The sequence below is a fragment of the Rahnella selenatireducens genome, from assembly GCF_046449555.1.
GTDB classification, from domain to species: domain Bacteria; phylum Pseudomonadota; class Gammaproteobacteria; order Enterobacterales; family Enterobacteriaceae; genus Rahnella; species Rahnella selenatireducens.
In genome coordinates this window covers 41,185-60,179 of the sequence record NZ_JBKEZJ010000013.1, presented here as the reverse complement: position 1 = coordinate 60,179, position 18,995 = coordinate 41,185, and the positions used below count along the sequence as shown (strand labels likewise).

Here is an 18,995-nt window from a genome sequence, read left to right as displayed (position 1 = left end):
CAGAATGAAAAAGGCATGCGATAAAAATATCACGATTCGCTAATTAATTTTTCTTTCAGGCTAATAATGCTTATAAATAAACCGAATATCGTTATTCTTATGGCCGATCAGTTAACCGCCGGGGCATTACGCACCTACGGAAATAATGTCAGCCTGACGCCAAATATCGACAAACTGGCCAACGAAGGCGTGGTCTTTGAATCCGCCTACTGCAACAGCCCGCTGTGCGCCCCTTCCCGCGCGGCACTAATGACCGGCCAGTTTTTGTCAAACAACGGCGTTTACGACAACGCCGCGGAATTTCGCGCCGACTCGCCAACCTTCTGCCATTACCTGCGAGAACAGGGTTACCAGACCTGGCTTTCCGGCAAGATGCATTTCTGCGGCCCGGACCAGTTGCATGGTTTTGACGAGCGCCTGACCACCGATATTTATCCGGCAGACTTTGGCTGGACGCCGGACTGGGCAAATCCGGAACGCCGTCTGGACTGGTTCCACAACATGAGTTCAGTGCTGGAAGCCGGTGAGTGTGTACGTACTAACCAGCTGGATTTCGATGATGAAGCACTGTTCATGGCGCGCCAGCGGTTGTATGACGCGGCGCGCAAACCGGACGATAAGCCGTTTCTGCTGCTGCTTTCACTGACGCATCCGCATGATCCGTTTGCTATTCCGCGCCGTTATCTCGACCGCTTCAACGCGGAAGATATCGACCTGCCGAAAACCGGCGCGGGCGACGTGGAAGACGACGCGCACTCGCAGCGCCTGCGCGCCATGTATCAGCTCGAAGAAGGGTTACTCAGTGACGAACAAATCCGCCGTGCCCGTCACGCCTACTACGGCTCGATTGCCTACGTGGATGACTGTTTTGGTGAAGTGGTCCGCACGCTGGAAGAAACCGGTCAGGCGGAAAACACCGTGGTATTTGTGATTGCTGACCACGGCGAAATGCTGGGTGAACGCGGGCTGTGGTACAAAATGACCTTCTTCGAAGGGGCCGTGCGCGTGCCGCTGATCGTCCACAATCCGAAACGCTTTGCGCCCCGCCGCGTCGGCGGCAATGTCTCGCTGGTGGATTTACTGCCGACGTTTACCGAACTGGCGGGCGGCGCGGAACGCCTTGAGCATCCGGTTGCCCCGCTCGACGGCCACAGTCTGGTGTCTCATCTTAAAGGCCAGCCGGGGCCGGACGAAGCCTGCGCTGAATATCTGGCGGAAGGCGCAATTGAGCCGATGGTGATGATCCGCCGCGGGCCTTGGAAATACATTCATTCGCTGACTGAAGCGCCGCATCTGTACCAGCTTGAGCAAGATCCGTTTGAGCTGAAAAACCTCGCGGCGCTGGCTGAACATCGCGATACCGTCGCGGCGTTTGCGGCCGAAGTCGCCGCCCGCTGGGACTTAAATACCCTGAACAAGCAGGTTCGCGCCAGCCAGTTAAAAAGGCTGTATCTGACCGAAATCGCCGGGCGGGATGCCATTCCGCAATGGGATTTCCAGCCGCATCAGGCCGCTTCGCAACGCTTTATCCGTAACCACCAGACGCTGGACGAGCAGGAAGCTTTTGCCCGTTACCCGCGCCCTTATAAACACCCGACCGGGGAATAATGATGATGATAAAAAGACTTACCGCGCTGACGCTTCTGGCCAGTGCCAGCCTGCTGCCGTTGAGCAGTTTCGCCGCTGACGACGCCCGATGTGCCACCGTTAATCAGTCCGACCCCGGCTGGACGGATATTGCGGCGACCAACGCCGTGTCCGGCGTGGTGCTGAACGCGCTGGGTTATCAGCAAAAGGTGCAAAACCTTTCGGTCGCTCTGGCATTTCAGGGATTGAAAACCGGCCAGCTGGATGTGTTTTTAGGTAACTGGATGCCCGCGCAAGCACCGGTTATCGCGAAATTTACCGATGACATCCGCGTCATCGGCGCTAATTTACCGGCGGCCAAATTTACGCTGGCCGTGCCGGATTACGTGGCAAAAGCGGGCGTGAAGGATTTCGCCGATCTGGAGAAATACGCGGATAAGTTTGATCACAAGATTTACGGCATCGCGCCGGGCGCACCGGCAAATCAGAACATCAAGAAGATGATCGACCAGCATGATTTTGGTTTGCAGAACTGGAATCTGGTGGAGTCGAGCGAAAGCGGCATGCTGGCGCAAGTGACCCGAGCGGTCAGCCGTCAGCAGTGGATCGTGTTTCTGGGCTGGGAACCGCATGCGATGAATACGCGCTTTAAGCTGACGTATCTGAGCGGTGGCGATAAATGGTTTGGTGCGAACTATGGCAGCGCGACGGTGAACACTGTGACGCGCAAAGGTTTTGCCGAACAGTGCCCGAATCTCAACCGTTTCTTCACGCAGCTGAAATTTAACGTACCGCTGGAAAATGCCATCATCACCCGCGTGCTCGATGACAAGCAAAGCCCGGAAGACGCCGCGCGCGCCGAACTGGCGAAACATCCGGAACTGCTGACCGGCTGGCTGAACGGCGTGACCACCCGCGACGGCAAACCGGCAGAAAGTACGGTGAAAAAAGCACTGGGGATCTGATCGCCAGGAATAAAGGCACAAAAAAAAGCAGGCAACTTATGTGCCTGGTTTTTTTGTGTCTGACGTTTATCAGTCAGCTGGTTAACCAGCCATATCCTTCAACTGTCTCTCCACCAGCGTGACCCAGATGCCTATTCCCAGCGGAATGAGATCATCATTAAAATCGAAACGGGCGTTGTGCAGCGACGCGGAAGGTTCTGCGCCGTCAGCACCCAACCAGAAATAAGCGCCGGGACATCGCTCGAGCAAATACGCGAAATCTTCTGCCGCCATCGACGGCGGATTATTGAAATGAACTTTTGTGACGCCCGGCGAGTTCTCCGCGGCTTCGCGCACAATTTCTGCCTGCGTCGGATGGTTTTTCGTGACCGGATAACCAAATTCCCAGCGGACTTCGCCTTTGACGCCAAACGGCAACGGCACGGCTTTGACGTATTCTTCAATCAGCCGCCAGCAGGTCATGCGCGTTTCATTGCTCTGGCAGCGCAACGTGCCAGACATGTGCAGCGTTTCCGGAATTACGTTGATCGCCTCGCCCGCCTGTAACTGCGTCAGGCTGATCACCGTTTGTTCGAGCGGCGACAGGCGGCGTGAAATCAGACTTTGCAGTGACAAAATCAACTGCGCGCCCGCCACCACCGGATCTGCGCCCAGTTCCGGCATCGCCGCATGGCAGCCTTTGCCGGTGAGCGTGATGTAGAAATTATCCTGCGACGCCATCATCGCGCCCTGACTGACGGCGACTTCACCGACCGGCAGGCCGGGCCAGTTATGCAGGGCGTACACTTCCTGCATCGGGAAACGTTCAAACAACCCTTCATTAACCATCATCTGGCCGCCCCCGGCGTTCTCTTCCGCAGGCTGGAAAATGAAATGTACCGTGCCATGAAAATGGCGGTTTTCACTGAGATGTCGCGCCGCGCCAAGTAACGTCGCCGTATGACCATCGTGGCCACAGGCGTGCATCAGGCCGGGATTTTGCGAGACGTGTTCGAAATCATTGAGTTCCTGAATCGGCAGCGCATCGATATCCGCGCGAAGGCCAATTGACGGCCCTTCGCCGTTGCGCAGAGTCGCGACGATACCGGTTCCGGCGAGTCCGGTGTGAACGTCAAGGCCGAAAGACAGCAGCAGTTCACTGATTTTTTGGGAAGTATGATGTTCATTCAGACCCAGCTCTGGCCGGGTGTGGAGTTCACGGCGTAACTGTTTGGCTTGTTTAATAATCTGCTCGGAAATGACCGCCATAAACCCTCTGTGCTGACCTGAATTCAGTGCGGCGGGCCTGACCCGCGGGCACATTGTTAATTTAAAGTATCACATTCAGAACGATTGGGTTAAACGTCAAATAAGGCCACCACCGCTGGTCAGAGGACGCGGATTGCGCGCCTTGCGCATTTTCAGATTTTGCCCAGTACTTGCCGGATCATTCAGTTGCGCTTGAATGAAAAGCGCGTTCTGAAATCGTACTTTTATTGCCCGTAATGGTTATTCAGAATCGCTAAGTTATATTGCCTTGTCCTGCCGTCTGAAATTTGCCTTAATGCAGTTTTTTATCACTATCAATATTAAAACCTTCTTTCCACATAAAAATTACATTTATATTAATTCAACAATAAAATTAACCTTTATTATTATTTCTCATCGCAACCCGGAGTTTTGTAATTTAAATACTTCTGGTCAGTAACAAAAAATACCGGCATAGTCGTTTAGTCATGGAATACGCTTACAATAATCTGGAAATAAAAAATACACAGCCGTAACAACATAATAACGATAGTTATAATAATTTTAAGCGTTACAGAGGTTCTTCTATGCGCGTAAACATGCCAGTGACTCAACATGAATATGGTTTAGATCCTGATACCACCTTAATGTCCACGACGGATATCAACAGCCGGATTATTTATGCGAACTCCGCGTTTATTAATGTCAGCGGATTCTCCGAAGACGAACTGATCTTCAAACCACACAATATAGTCCGCCACCCGGACATGCCGGTCGAAGCCTTTGCCGACATGTGGTTTACCCTGCAACAGGGCGACAGCTGGACGGGACTGGTGAAGAACCGTCGTAAAAATGGCGACCACTATTGGGTGCGTGCCAACGTGACGCCCGTACATCATCAGGATAAATTGACGGGATATATTTCCGTGCGCAATAAACCTGCTGAGCACGAAATTAAAGCCGCAGAAGAATTATACAAATTAGTTAAAGATAAAAATGCCGGAAGCCGGAAATTCTATAAAGGTCTGGTGGTGCGTACCGGTTTATTTTCACTCTTTTCGGTATTACAAAAACTTCCGGTGAGCTGGCGTTTACGTTTACCGTTATTTATCGCGGGCATTTTTCCTCTGTTATTTCCGCTGACGGGGATGGCTCAGTCATGGGTGGCTATTTCCACGATTATCCTGTTACTGCTGGCTGATCTCTTTTTACAAACCCAAATCCGCAATCCGATAAAAACGATTCTGGGTCAGGCGCAGCAAGTGGTCTCGGGGAAAAAAGCCGATTCCGTGCATTTTAACCGCGTCGATGAAATTGGTTTACTGATGCGTTCAGTGAATCAGTTTGGACTGAATCTGCATTCTCTGGTGGAAGATGTCGGGACGCAGGTCGGCGGGATTTCAAATATCAGCAATCTGATGTCGAAAAACAGCACGGCGCTCAGCGCACGAACTGAAGAAACGGCGGCCAATCTTCAGCAAACGGCTGCGGCGATAGAGGAGATTGCCGGTGCCGTCGGGCAAAGCGCTGACACGGTGATTCAGGCCAGCAAACTGGCGGACAGCGCCGCATCCGTGGCGAAGAAAGGCGGCGAAATCATGCAGGACACTATCGGCATGATGCAGTCAATTTCGCAGGCCAGCAGCAAGGTCGTGGACATTATTTCCGTGATTGACGGCATTGCCTTCCAGACCAACATTCTGGCGCTCAATGCCGCCGTGGAAGCCGCCCGCGCCGGAACCGAAGGCCGCGGATTTGCCGTGGTCGCCGCCGAAGTGCGCGTGCTGGCACAGCGTTCCGCCACCGCCGCCAAAGAAATCAAAGCGCTGATCGAAGCGAATATGCACAGCGTTGAAACCGGCGGCCACATGGTGGAAAGCGCCGGTAAGCAGATCAGTGAAATTATCGGTGAAGTGGTGCAGATGTCGGGGCTGATTAAAGAAATCAGTCACGCCACCAGTGAGCAGACATCGGCGCTTTCACTGATTAATACGTCGCTGGCACAAATTGAAACCATGACACAAGACAATGCCGGGATGGTGGCGCAATCTTCTGAATCGGCTGAAACGCTGAACTATCAGGCGACGCGGCTGAAAAGTGCCATCGACGTGTACGGCGGGCAGATGACAAAAATGGAGAGCCGTTCTGCCCTGCTGACGGGGTTTGGGAAAGTCACTGTCAGTTAAGGAATATTCAGATGCTCATTTTTGCCGCGCCAGAAACCGGGAGTACAGCCGTATTCATTCTGAAAATGACGGATGAAATGGGCGCAGTCGCTGAACCCCATGCGCACGGCGATTTCGGTAATACTTTCCTGCGTATTATTCAGCAGCCAGCACGCGTAACGCAGTCTGGCGCTGCGGATAAATTCCCGCGGGCTTTTCCCCAGTTCAGCATCAAACAACCGGGTTAACTGCCGTGCGCTGAGCCGGACCTGATGCGCCAGCCACGCCGTGCTCAGCGGGCGCGCCAGATATTGCTCAATCAGCATCACCGCCTGCCGTAAACGGGGATCTGAAATCAGGGAGATATTCGCCAGCCTTGAAACGGCGGCGGTACGAAAATCATCATGACCCAGTGATAAACGGTGGCTGGCTTTTGCCGCCGTCTCTTCACCCGCGTGCTGGCGGATCAGTTCAGTGGCCAGCGTGAGCGTCGAAATACCGCCAGGGCAAGTCAGGACGTCCCCTTCATCGATAAAATCAAACCCTTCTTCGGCATACACGCCCGGAAATCTTTTGCAGAATTCTTCATTGTGAAACGGATGTACCGACGCGCGGCGGCCATTAAGCAAACCGGCTTTTGCCAGAATAAAGCTGCCGGTGCCAATCCCGACCAACGGCACACTGGCCTGATGTGCGCGTCTGATATATTTAAGATCGTCTGCCTGTCCGTGCGATAAACATTTCAGCGTTCCGCCAATAATGGCGAGGTAATCATAATGTTCGGGGAATTCATGCGCCCTGCCGGGTTTCACGCTGATGCCGGTATTACTGTTCACCGGCACCTCCGGTTTTGCGCTGATAATACTCAGCTGGCATTGTCTTTTATTTCCGGCATGTGCGGCATAACGCATGGCATCCATCATTCCCGACAGCGCCAGCAGCGGAAATTCCGGCCATAAAATTAATCCGATATGTAATTTCTCCCCGGGGGGAGGAATTTTTTCGCCTGCGGGAGAAGAAACAGCGGCAGATGTTTTCATTATTTTTCCCTCGTATTTATGGCTGGGAATTATAACGAGCAATTAACAACCACTTATCTCAACAGATCGTCAACGCGGCCAAACCTCAGGATTTCTTAATCGCCAAATCTTCACGCTTGAAACCAAACAATTAACGTTAATCACACAAGCGGAGTGCGGCACTTCACATTTCCTGAGTTTTCTTCACTAACATAACTTTACATTCGAATTCTACTATGGCCCGGCAAATGAGCGATTCGTGCTTAATTGCATCAATTTCTGGTGTTTGTTTTGAGATTCACATGCACGTCTTTAAGTCTTCAGCGCCGCCCCCAGGATGGGGCTGAATTTTAAATACAGGGTTGATTTCAGCATCAGAATGAAAAGGAAATACGCCGTTCTGCGTTATGAAACGTCGCCGTCGTATTAATCAACTGTAAGTAAATAGGGAATTTTGCAATGAAAAAACTGGCCTTCTTATCTGTTACGGCAATGTCTGTTCTGTTCGCTTCTCAGGCATTCGCCCTTTCCGATAATACGATCACTTTCCAGGGTGAAGTGACGGCGGAAACCTGTTCTGTCACCATCAACGGTAACAGCGCAAAACCTCTGGTTCTGCTGCCAAGCGTTAACGCAAGCTCGCTGGCTGCAGCAGGTCAGACTGCCGGTCAGGCGACTTTCGATATCGGTGTTTCCGGTTGTACTGGCAGCGCAGATGCTGCAACTAAAGTTTCCAGCGTCTTCGCCGGTAGCAGCGTTGCGACCACTGGCGACCTGAGCAACGTGGCAACCACTGACGCTGCAACTAACGTAAACATCCAGATCCTGGATACCAAAGCCACAGCAATCGACTTCTCCTCTCCGTTCACAGCTGACGGTGACCTGACGCTGGCTGCCGGTGAAACTGCTGCAACCGCTACCTACACCGCACAATACATTGCAACCGGTAAAGCAACCGCGGGTGCGGTTGAATCCACTCTGCAATACGCAGTGAGCTACAACTAATACCTTAAAAAATCAGGGATGTTTATTTCTCTGAATACCTTATTCAGATTAATTAAGGCCACGGATGGCCTGTTAACTCCTTTCCAGAATATCAGTCAGTATTTTCACGGGTGGATATTATGTCCCGCTTTCAATGGCGTAGCATTTTCTTATTTGTATTCGCACTGAGCGCTTCATTCAGTGCCTCAGCCAGCGTCGTCATGACCGGCTCACGCGTTATTTACCCCTCTGATGCGAAATCAGTGGACGTTCAGCTGAGGAATAATGACGAATTCCCTTACGTTATTCAGGCCTGGTTTGACAGCGGCGATCAGAATTCCACACCGACAACCGGTAAAGCGCCTTTTGTCGCCACACCACCCACATTCAGAATTGCCGCCAAAGACGGGCAGGTATTACGCCTGTTCTTTACCGGTGAAAAAGCCTTACCCCAGGATCGTGAATCCGTTTTTTATTTTAATTTCCTGCAAGTACCTCCGTCCAATATTGGCGGAGATAAAGGCAACCAGATGGTCATTATGCTGAAAAACAGGCTGAAGGTGTTTTATCGCCCGGCCGGTTTAAAAGCCAATAATAAGAAGATTTTTGATTATCTGAGTTTCAGCAATATCACCGCCAATAATATCCGCATTACCAATGCCTCACCTTTTTATATTTCACTCGGCAAGGTCGCGGTGAAAGGGGTGAATGCAAAAGATAAGCCGCCAATGATTGCGCCTTTTGCCGCCGCGGATGTGGCGCTGAATGCAGGAAAAGTCACCGATAAGGACGTTCAGGGAATAGAAATCGGTCTGGTTAATGATTATGGAGCAACAGTGACACATGAGTATCCAATCCAAAAATAACAACAGGGTCTTCCGTCTGGCGGTGCTGACCTGTGTGATTAAAGCGTCATTGTTCTCTCATTCTGCGTTTGCCGAAGATTACCGTTTCGACAGCCATTTGCTCGCCGGTTCAGATTTCGCAGGAAGCGTGGATCTGGATAAATTTAACGAAACCCAAATCAGTGTTCCGGAAGGCCAGCAAACGCTGGATATCAGCCTCAACGGCATCAAAATTAAAAGTCAGGTACCGGTGCAGTTCCGCAAAGTGAAAGCGACGGATAAAAGCGCGCAGCCATGTCTGGACGTTGAGCTGATGAAGCTGTTGCAGCTGAAATCCCAGCCGCTGAAAGGCACGCAGAAACAGTGCGTCTTTTTGTCAGAAATCACGCAACAGGGCAGCTGGAAAATACAGCAATCGACCCTGACGCTGAATTTTTTAATTCCGCAAATTCTGCTGAACCGCCAGCCGCGCGATTACATTCCGATTTCAGAATGGAATGCCGGTGCGCCGCTGGTATTTTTACGCCACAACACCAACTTCACGCGCAACATCATGCGCGACGTTCACTACAACTATGTCTGGAGCATGATCAACGCCGGGGCAAATATGGGCATGTGGCAACTCCGCCATCAGGCCAATTTGCGCTATATGGAAAGCAGCACCAGCGGCGATCACTACAAATGGAACACCGTGCGGACGTGGGTGCAGCGCCCGGTTCCTTCCCTTTCCAGCGAGCTGATGGTCGGTGATACCTACACCGACAGTTCAATGTTCGGCTCGATGTCGTTTAACGGCGTGAAGCTGGCCACCGATCAGCGTATGTGGGCGCAGGGAAAACGTGGTTACGCGCCGGAAGTGCGCGGCGTGGCGAGCACCAATGCGCGCGTGATGATCCGTCAGGCCGGTAATCTCATTTATGAAACGCAGGTGCCACCCGGCCCGTTCCTGATTGACGACCTTTACAACACGCGCAGTCAGGGGGATTTACAGGTTCAGGTGATTGAAGCCGACGGCAAATCGTCGTTCTTCGTCGTGCCTTACGCCGCCGTGCCGAACTCCATGCGCCCCGGCAACCTGAGTTATCAGTTTGCCGCCGGTAAAGTCCGCAATTATTACTCGGTGCAAAATGCCTTCACCGAAGGCGTGCTCCAGTACGGCGTGAATAACAGTATTACGTCCAACACCGGCGCGCGCTTTGCCAATGATTATCAGGCATTGCTGGTCGGCGGCGTGTTTGCATCCGAACTCGGAGCGTTATCGCTCAATACCACCTGGTCTCATGCGCGGGTGGAAAACGATCAGTCGAAAAGCGGCTGGCGTGCGGAGATGTCGTACAGCAAAACGTTTGAAACCAATACCAACATCGTGCTGGCCGCATACCGCTATTCCACCGCCGGTTACCGCGACCTCGAAGACGTGCTGGGCGTTCGCCGTCAGGAAAATGGCGGAACAAACTATTATTCCGACACGCTGAAACAACGTAACCGCTTCACCGCCACGCTCAGCCAGAACATGGGTGACTACGGCACCGTCGCCCTCAGCGGCAGCAGCACGGACTATTACAACAACCGTTCTCGCATCACCGAGTTGCAGCTTGCTTACAATAATATGTGGAAGAAGCTCAGCTATAACATCAACGTCGGCCGCCAGCGTTCGAGCTGGAGCAACGATAACGTCTACAGCGTGAACGATGCCGATTACGATTCGAGCCGTTATCAGAAATACACGGAGAACGTAATTTCCATTGGCCTGTCCATACCTCTGGACTGGCGCGATTCCCGCTCGAGCGTGTCGTTTGACATGATGAAAGACAAAAATACCCGTTCGGCAATGACCACCCTTTCCGGCTCCGCAGGTCAGGAAAGTGACTTCACCTATTCCTTGTATGCCAATCACGACAAATACACCGAGCTGGAAGAGGGCAAGAGCCATGACATCCGTTGGGGCACCAACGTGCAGGAACGCACCCGCATGGGGACGGTCCGCGCCTCGTATGCCCGCAGCGATGATTACCATCAGCTCGGCCTCGGCACGGCCGGAACGCTGGCCGTTCACGGCGGCGGGGTGACCTACGGCCCGTACGCCAGCGACACTTTTGCGCTGGTCGAAGCTAAAGGCGCAACCGGTGCTCGCGTCAACAACGCACAGGGCGCACAAATCGACACCTTCGGTTACGCCATCGTGCCGTCACTCGCGCCTTACCGCTACAACACCATCAGCATCGACGGCAATTCCATGAGTCAGGATGTTGAGCTGGAAGGCGGTAACGTGCGCGTGGTGCCGGTGCTCGGCGCCGTGCCAAAGATTGCCTTCAAAACCCTCGGCGGCACACCGGCATTAATCACGGTCATGATGCCGGACGGCACGCCGGTGCCGATGGGTGCGGATGTGAAAGACAGCAACGGAAACAGCGTCGGGATGGCCGGTCAGAGCGGTCAGGTCTATGCCCGTCTTCCGGACGCTTCCGGCACGCTGTTTATCAGCTGGGGAAGCAATAAATCGTGCCGTGTGAATTATCAGCTTCCGGCTAAGAACAAAACCGACGGCAATAACTTCATTCTCTTAAACGGCACCTGCGTACAGTGAGAATCACCATGAAATTTTCAATGACTCCGTTAAAAACCGGGCTGATTGCCTCAGCCCTGATGGCCTGCTCGCCGTGGGCTCACGCGATCTGTTACAAAGTCACGGGGATCGGCACCACCACCTCCACGATCCCGCAGGCGGTGGCCGATATGGGTTACACCGCCACCAGCTGGGGCGGCGTATTGAACTCGGCGGCGGCGTCGATTTCCTTCGGGACCATCATCATGGGCACCGGCGCGCAGTCACTGGCGACGGCGGGCACCGTGCTCGCCAGCGCAAATCTGAACTTTATCGATACGGCGCTGAAAGTGCCGTATTCCGCCAATCAGATTGTCTTCAAATGCGCGCTGGCCGATGCCGACGGGCTCTATGAGATGTACGGGTTAAATGCCGGGAACGGAAATTTTTACGGTGGCTATGCCGTCAATGATGTGGACGGCGGTTACGCAACACCGGCCCAGGGCATCGCCTACCGCATTACGAACCTGAAAACCGGCCTGTATTACACCAGTAAATGGCAGGAACGGAAGTTCACCAGCGATGATTACATCACCGTCGGTTCCATGATTTACATTCCGGCCTCCTCTTTTGACAGCGCCATGTTCGAACTGGTTAAAACGGACGATATCGGCTCCGGGGCTTACGTCACGCGTAATGCCTTCTCGCAAATTGTCAACCCACAAGGGTTTGTGGCACTCAGAGGAAACTTCGTGAATACGGGCGCGACTACCGGCACAACTGCTGGTGCATCCACTGTGACTCCTGATGCAACGTCTGCTATCTGGAGCATGAGGGGCGGTTCCACCACCATCATTCGCGGGAATACCTGCAAGGTCAGCGATTTCGATCAGGTGGTGCAGTTGCCGTCCATCGGTGCCGGTGATTTGCGTAACGGCAACAGCAGTTCAAACACCTTTAACGTCTCCATTGAATGCGACGCTGGTGCCATTTCGGGCACCACCACCAGCACGACCAATGCGCCGGTCGCGATGGGTTTCCTGGTGACGCAGCCCACGGCGTTAAGTCAGGCGTCAACGCTGGGGCTGAAAAGCAGCTCCGGCGGGATCAGCTATCTGCTTGATGATAACTACGGCACCAGCGGCGTAGCTTCCGGCGTTGGCATCCGTCTGTACTCTCCGTCCGGCACAGCATTGAATTTGCTGTCATCGAAAGACACCACCGGCACCGGCAATACAGCGGGCTGGTACGGATTTGGAGACTTACTCAGTGCAACCGGTGCCACGTCGACCGGCGGAGAAGCGTATGGCGGCACGTTCACGGCATCGCTTGAACAACTTCCGGGATTAAAGGCCGCAGCAGGATCAGTCAATGCGCAAGCTCAGATTATTGTCAGCCTTCAGTAAGCCTTTGATGGCGGCGGCGCTTTTGCTCAACGCCAGCCTTGCCGGTGCGGTGGTTAACAGCACGCAAAGCCGTCTGGTGTTTAATGAAGACAGCATGGCGGAATCGCTGGTACTGGTGAATTCAGAACGGGCACCGGCGCTGGTTCAGGTCTGGAGTGACGATAACAACCCGCTTACGCCGCCGGACAAGATCAGCACGCCGGTAATTGTTGTGCCGCCGGTGTTCAAACTGGACGCAGGCGGATCGCGCAACCTGCGCGTGATGTTGCTTTCCCGTCAGGGAATGCCGTCTGATCGCGAGCAGATTTACTGGCTGAATATTTATCAGATCCCGCCGAATTCTCAGGCCAGCAGTACCGACGATAAGAAAGTCATTTTGCCGCTGCGTATCCGTATGAAAGTGTTTGTGCGCCCCGTCGGACTGAAAGTGCCGGGTGAAGATATCGGGAAATCGCTGGAGTTTGCGCTACAAGATGGCGCGCTGGTGATCACTAACCCGACGCCTTATCACCAGACGCTAGGCGGGCTGAGCCTGGGCGATAAACCGCTGACGCCGCTGATGGTGGCACCGAAATCTTCCGCCACCGTGCCCGTTCCGGCAGGCAATCATACCCGGCAGATAAGCTGGTCGGTGATTGACGATTACGGGAAACAAACGTTGTACCAGCGGCAATTATAACAATAACGCTGTCACGTCCGGGCATCCCGCAGATGCCCGGATTTATCGTACCCGTTCCAGAGGGTTTATTACGTTGACGAACCTGAAGCAGCCTATGAAAAATACAACGCTCACAACGATTAATATGACGTACTTCCATCAATATCATATGTCCTATGATTTGATTGCTTCGTATATTCAACAGAAAATGAAAGTCAGTCATTTACAGTTGCACCATTTTCCGGAACCGGAATCGCTGTTAAATGCGGTGAAAGAAAATAAAATCGACATTGTGATGATTAATTCATCCTGCCTGTTTGACGGATATTTCCGCGAAACTGAAATCCGTAAAGTGCTGTCTGTGCTTTGTGCAAATAATCACACGACCACGGTGTTATTTGCTCAAAACATGAAGCCGGTTTTACTCAAAAAAATGGCCGGTGCGGGCATGGATATTATGCTCAGCTCCCATGACACGCCGCATGAACTGGTTACCGCGCTGATGAATGCCATGATGACGGCAGATCCGGAACCCTATATTTCTCAGTCCATTAAAGCGCATCTGTCGCAGACACAGGATGAGCTAACCACCAAGGAATGGGAAGTCATCAACCTGATTAATCAGGGATATTCACTTTCACAAATTGCCTCGAAAAAATGCCGGGCGATGAGCACCGTCTCGACCCAGAAGCGCAATGCCATGAATAAACTGCATATCACCAGCGAAAGTGAATTATTGCGATTTTTACACCAGAACACATTTTTCTAATTATTAAACTTTGTGGAATTTCATGTTTAAAAAAATGCTTATCCCGCTCACCGGGGGATTATTGCTTACCGGGAATGCCTGGGCGCTGTCGCTGCAGGAAGCCCTTATTGCAGCCAATACCTATAACGCCGAAATTAATGCGGCGCGTAGTGAACACGACGCGGACAGCCAGAAAAAATATCAGGGATTTGCCGGATTATTGCCGGTCGTCACTCTTAACGGCGCGTGGAATAAAACCGATCAGCCCGATGCGACGTATTCCGCCGGCGTCACACGCCATAATTACAGCTTTAATGTGACGCAGCCGATTTTTGATGTATCGAAATATGCGACATGGCGCAAAAGCCTGGTGATCAGCGATCTGGCCGACGTGAATTACCTGATTGCCCAGCAAAAGCTGATCACCGATGTGGTATCGGCGTTTTACGACGTGGTGTATCAGCGCAGTGTGCTGGAAACCAATCAGCGGATCCTCGCGGCGTTTAACGCCAAGCTGAAACAGTCCCAAAAAGCGCTGGAAGTCGGCGACGGCACGCGGCTCGATGAAGTGGAAGCGCAGGCCAACTATGACAAGGCGGTAGCGGATGAGCTGGCGTCAGAAAACAGTCTTAACGATGCCTACGTGACATTTCGCCAGATGACGGGCCTCGACGCGCAGGGGATTTCCGACCAAACCCTGAGCTGTGTGCGCTATACGCAAGACATTAATCCTGAGCAGATTAAACAGCTGGCGACCGCCAACAATCTGGACGTACTTTCCGCCATTCAGACGCAGAAAGGCACCGAAGCTGACATGACCACCGCCACGTCCAACTATATGCCCGTCGTCACCTTTCAGGCCGGTTATGGCAAGAACTGGAGCCGGGCGGAAAACAGCAATCTGCTGGATGACCTGTTCGGCACCACGTCCAAAACCGACAACACCACTTACGGCGTCAACGTGTCGATCCCGCTGTTTGCCGGTGGCAGCCACATTTCACAAAGTCTCGAAGCCGCTCACCGCTATGAACAGAGTAAGGATTTGCTGATCAACGCACGCCGCAAAGCCGAACAGCAGGCGATTCAGGCGGCGTCGGGCGTGAGAAACGATCAGTCGCGGATCAGGGCGTATGAGCGGGCGATCAGTTCCGCCGAAAAGCGTCTGACGTCGACGCGCTACGGACGGGAAATCGGGCAGCGCACGCTGATCGACGAATTCAACGCCGAGAAAGATTATTACCAGGCGATTCAGGATCTGGCGCAGGCGCAGAACAGCCTGATTCAGTCGATCGTTAAATTAAAATCCGCAACCGGCGCGCTCGATTACGCCGCAATGCAAATTTTCAACTGTGGCGCGGCCTAACCGGAGATTTTGAGCATGAATAACGACTTATTTCGAAAAGAATCGCTGGACGCCCAAAAAACTAAAGTGCTGGGCGCGGTGGCCCTGTATTGCCCGCCGTTCCGCTGGCTGATCATTGCCATCGTCTGTGCGCTGGTGGCGGTTCTGATTGGTTTTTGTATTTTCGGCAGTTACACCAAACGCGAAACCGCGAAAGGCGTGCTGACGCCGGAAAGCGGCATGATGACCATGACGGCGATGACCGCCGGAACGGTGATGGCTCTGCCCGTTCGCGAAGGCGATAACCTGAAAAAAGGCGATCAGATCGCCACCATTTCGTCTGAAATCTCCACCGGCCGTTATGGTCAGACGCGTGAAGCGATCGCCAGCCAGCTGGATCTCCAGCAGCAGGGTTTAAACAATCAGCTGACCAATCTTGAGCAGCTCAATGCGGAAACGCTCCGGTCATTGGAGGAAAAAAGCAACCTGCTGGAACAGCAGTCCGCTGAGCTGGACACGATTTACCAGCAGCGCACACAGCAAATCGCGCTGACCAAAAAGCAGGTCGATAAAATGGCCGCCATGCGCGCCGAAGGTTACGCCTCGAATACGCAGGTCGAGCAGCAGCAAAATGATCTGCTGGATGCCAGCGTGCGTTTGCAGGATGTGGCCCGCCAGCGCATCGATGTCAGGCAGCAACTGGCTCAGGCGCGCCAGCAGCTGCGTGAGCAACCGCTTACTTATTACCAGCAGAAGAATGACCTTCAGCAAAAACTTTCCGACATCACTCAGTCGATGATGGAAAACGAGTCCCGCCGTTCCATTGATTTACGCGCGCCAGAGAAAGGCACGGTCAGCGCCGTGCTGGTGAAACCGGGGCAAATCGTCAGCGCCGGGCAAACGGTCGCAATGATCCTGCCGGACAACGCCCGCTTGCAGGCGCGGATCATGCTCAGCAGCCGCGCAATCGGGTTTATCCGTCCCGGCCAGCGTGTGGTGCTGCGCTACGAATCTTTCCCCTGGCAGAAGTTTGGTCAGCAGTACGGCACGGTGACTGAAATCTCCAAATCGGCGCTGTCACCGCAGGAAGTCTCCAGCATTACCGGCGATTCTCAGGTTCAGGAATCCCTTTATCAGGTCAAAGTCGCCATCGACCACCAGTCAGTACAGGCCTATGGCAAGCAGGTCAGCCTGCGCCCCGGCAGCGGGCTGGACGCTGACTTTATCGTTGATAAACGCCGCATCTACGAATGGGTTCTTGAGCCGCTTAACGCGCTGGGCAAGATGACCTCTCTGTAATTTCAAAAAGTTAACCGGACTGAGCATGGATCTTTTTCACAAACTTAATTTGTCGTTCCGCCATAAGTTGCCCGTTTTACGCCAGACGCAGGCCGCAGAGTGCGGGCTGACGTGCGTCGGTATGATTGCCGGTTTCTACGGCCACCAGATTGATATGGTGTCGCTGCGCCACCGCTTTCCGTCATCACAAAAAGGCAGCACGCTGACGGATGTGATGTCCTTCGCCCAAAATCTGGGAATGGGTTGCCGGGCCGTACGGCTGGAGCTCGATGAGTTGCATAAACTCAGCCTGCCCTGCGTGCTGCACTGGGACATGAACCATTTTGTGGTGCTCAAAAGCATCAGCAAAAACACCGTCACAATCCACGATCCGGCGCGCGGCGTGCGTAAAGTGGCGATGGATGAAGTGTCGAGATCGTTCACCGGCGTGGCGCTGGAGCTGTATCCGGCTGCAACCTTTGAGCAGAAGAACGAGAAAAAGTCGATCTCGATGCTCAACCTGATCCGCAATGTGTCGGGCATCGGATCCGCGTTTGCGCAGGTCGCCCTGCTCTCTCTGGCGCTGGAGTTTTTCGGCATCATTTCGCCGTTTTATATGCAGTGGGTGATCGACCAGGTTTTGGTGTCCGCCGACCGCGATCTGCTGACGTTGCTGGGCGTGGCGTTTGTCAGCATTACGCTGTTCCAGAATCTGATCAGCGCATTACGTAGCTGGGTGACGACCTGGTTTTCCAGCATGCTGAGCGTGCAGTGGTCGGGTAATTTATGCGCTCATCTGCTTGGCCTGCCACTGAGCTATTTTGAGGAGCGGCACGTCGGCGACATCCTGTCGCGCTTTGGTTCTATCGCCAATATTCAGAGCACGCTGACCGGCCGGTTTATCTCGTCGATTTTCGACGGCGTAATGGCGCTGGTCACATTGGCCGTGATTTTTACCTACAACGCCAATCTGACGTTTGTGGTCATCGGCCTGTTTCTGCTTTATGCGCTAATCCGCTGGATCTCGTTTGAACCGTTCCGGCAGGCCAACGAAGATCAGCTTCTTGCCTCCGCGCAGGCGCAATCACAACTGCTGGAATCCATTCGCGGCGTGCAGGCGATCAAGCTTAATAACAAGCAGGATCTGCGCGTCTCGACCTTTACCAATGAAACCGTGGAATCTACCAACAAAGGTATTACGACACAAAAACTGTCTATCGGATTCAGCACGTTACAGGGCACGATTTCCGGCGTCGGCAAGATTGTCCTCATCTGGCTGGCCGCCGGACAGGTGCTGGACGGCAATTTTACCAGCGGGATGCTGGTGGCCTTTGTTTCGTTTTCTGACCAGTTTATTTCCCGCTCGGCCGGGCTTATCAACGCGCTGATTGAATTCAAAATGCTGCGCTTACACGGTGAACGTATTTCGGACATCGTGCTGACGGAAAAAGAGCAAAATATGGAAAGCAACATCGCGCTGGCCGAACAGGAAGGCCCGGTGTGTCTGGATATCCGTCAGCTTTCGTTCCGCTATTCCGCCACGGACGCCGAGATTTTTACCGGTTTTAATCTGGCCATTGATGCGGGGGAATCCATCGCGATTATCGGCCCTTCCGGACAAGGCAAAACCACGCTGGCAAAACTGTTGCTGGGATTACTGAAACCGGTAAGCGGCAGCATCTGTATCAACGGCGTCGATCACACAAAGCTGGGCATGACGCATTACCGCGATCTTATCGGCAGCGTGATGCAAAGCGACATGCTGTTTGCCGGATCTATCATGGACAACATCAGCTTCTTTGATGCCAGCCTCGACCGTCATCACGTTGAGCGCGTGGCGCGTATCGCGCAGATCCACGACGACATTATGGCGATGCCGATGGGCTACAACAGCATGGTCGGCGACATGGGGTCATCGCTGTCCGGCGGGCAGGTTCAACGGGTGATTCTGGCGCGGGCTCTGTATCGCAAACCGCGCATTCTCATTCTCGACGAAGCCACCAGCCATCTTGATGTGGCGCGCGAAAGCGCCATTAATGCGGCGATTAAACACATGGCGATGACGCGCGTCATTATCGCGCACCGCCCGGAAACCATTTTAAGCGCGGACCGCATTATCCAGATCAGCCGTAACGGCGTAATGGAAGTGCCAAAACCGGATTTCATCCGGCTTGTCAACGCATCACAACCAGTACTTGAGGCTGGCTAAGCGCTCAACGCACCTCG

General features: G+C 53.4%; 14 protein-coding genes. 12 read left to right on the top strand and 2 right to left on the bottom strand.

What is annotated here, in order from left to right; translation table 11 throughout:
• Nucleotides 1–66 precede the first annotated feature (66 nt).
• Nucleotides 67–1,608 (top strand): choline-sulfatase, encoded by a 1,542-nt coding sequence (gene betC / locus ACLBVC_RS19360; RefSeq protein ID WP_410150977.1) that lies wholly within the window; start codon nt 67–69, stop codon nt 1,606–1,608.
• 5 nt (nt 1,609–1,613) lie between these two features.
• Entirely contained in the window at nt 1,614–2,552 is a 939-nt protein-coding gene (gene choX, locus ACLBVC_RS19355; protein ID WP_410150976.1) for a choline ABC transporter substrate-binding protein, read from the top strand.
• Between the two features lie 81 nt (nt 2,553–2,633).
• On the opposite strand, the gene ACLBVC_RS19350 is transcribed toward choX, so the two are convergent.
• Nucleotides 2,634–3,800, bottom strand: a complete 1,167-nt coding sequence (locus ACLBVC_RS19350; protein ID WP_410150975.1) for a M20 aminoacylase family protein — start codon at nt 3,798–3,800, stop codon at nt 2,634–2,636.
• Between the two features lie 566 nt (nt 3,801–4,366).
• Between ACLBVC_RS19350 and ACLBVC_RS19345 the strand changes: the two genes are divergently transcribed.
• Complete coding sequence (locus ACLBVC_RS19345) at nt 4,367–5,965, top strand: methyl-accepting chemotaxis protein (protein ID WP_410150974.1); 1,599 nt, start codon at nt 4,367–4,369, stop codon at nt 5,963–5,965.
• Here ACLBVC_RS19345 and ACLBVC_RS19340 read toward each other — a convergent pair.
• Nucleotides 5,962–6,984, bottom strand: coding sequence for a GlxA family transcriptional regulator (locus ACLBVC_RS19340; RefSeq protein WP_410150973.1), 1,023 nt, complete (start codon nt 6,982–6,984; stop codon nt 5,962–5,964). The two genes, ACLBVC_RS19345 and ACLBVC_RS19340, sit on opposite strands and share 4 nt — an antisense overlap.
• 438 nt (nt 6,985–7,422) lie before the next feature.
• On the opposite strand from ACLBVC_RS19340, the gene ACLBVC_RS19335 reads away from it, so the two are divergent.
• The 9 genes from ACLBVC_RS19335 (at nt 7,423) to ACLBVC_RS19295 (ending at nt 18,978) form a co-directional block, all read left to right on the top strand.
• On the top strand, nt 7,423–7,968 hold the full coding sequence (locus tag ACLBVC_RS19335; protein ID WP_410150972.1) for a fimbrial protein: 546 nt from the start codon (nt 7,423–7,425) through the stop codon (nt 7,966–7,968).
• A 119-nt stretch (nt 7,969–8,087) separates the two neighbouring features.
• Nucleotides 8,088–8,813 (top strand): fimbria/pilus periplasmic chaperone, encoded by a 726-nt coding sequence (locus ACLBVC_RS19330; protein WP_410150971.1) that lies wholly within the window; start codon nt 8,088–8,090, stop codon nt 8,811–8,813.
• Nucleotides 8,791–11,379, top strand: a complete 2,589-nt coding sequence (locus ACLBVC_RS19325) for a fimbrial outer membrane usher protein (RefSeq protein WP_410150970.1) — start codon at nt 8,791–8,793, stop codon at nt 11,377–11,379. Before ACLBVC_RS19330 ends, ACLBVC_RS19325 begins: the two co-directional genes overlap by 23 nt.
• A gap of 20 nt (nt 11,380–11,399) precedes the next feature.
• Nucleotides 11,400–12,743: a fimbrial usher protein StbD gene (stbD, locus tag ACLBVC_RS19320; protein WP_410150969.1), complete on the top strand. Its 1,344-nt coding sequence runs from the start codon at nt 11,400–11,402 to the stop codon at nt 12,741–12,743.
• On the top strand, nt 12,709–13,422 hold the full coding sequence (locus ACLBVC_RS19315; protein WP_410150968.1) for a fimbria/pilus periplasmic chaperone: 714 nt from the start codon (nt 12,709–12,711) through the stop codon (nt 13,420–13,422). The genes stbD and ACLBVC_RS19315 overlap by 35 nt, the downstream gene beginning before the upstream one ends.
• Nucleotides 13,423–13,516: 94 nt before the next feature.
• Nucleotides 13,517–14,170, top strand: a complete 654-nt coding sequence (locus ACLBVC_RS19310) for a helix-turn-helix transcriptional regulator (RefSeq protein WP_410150967.1) — start codon at nt 13,517–13,519, stop codon at nt 14,168–14,170.
• Nucleotides 14,171–14,192: 22 nt separating this feature from the next.
• Complete coding sequence (locus ACLBVC_RS19305; RefSeq protein WP_410150966.1) at nt 14,193–15,512, top strand: TolC family outer membrane protein; 1,320 nt, start codon at nt 14,193–14,195, stop codon at nt 15,510–15,512.
• Nucleotides 15,513–15,527: 15 nt separating this feature from the next.
• A complete protein-coding gene (locus tag ACLBVC_RS19300; protein ID WP_410150965.1) occupies nt 15,528–16,790 on the top strand; it encodes an HlyD family secretion protein in 1,263 nt (420 codons plus the stop codon).
• A gap of 25 nt (nt 16,791–16,815) precedes the next feature.
• The gene (locus tag ACLBVC_RS19295) at nt 16,816–18,978 is read left to right on the top strand and encodes a peptidase domain-containing ABC transporter (protein ID WP_410150964.1); all 2,163 of its coding nucleotides are present in this window, start codon (nt 16,816–16,818) and stop codon (nt 18,976–18,978) included.
• The last annotated feature ends 17 nt before the right edge of the window (nt 18,979–18,995 follow it).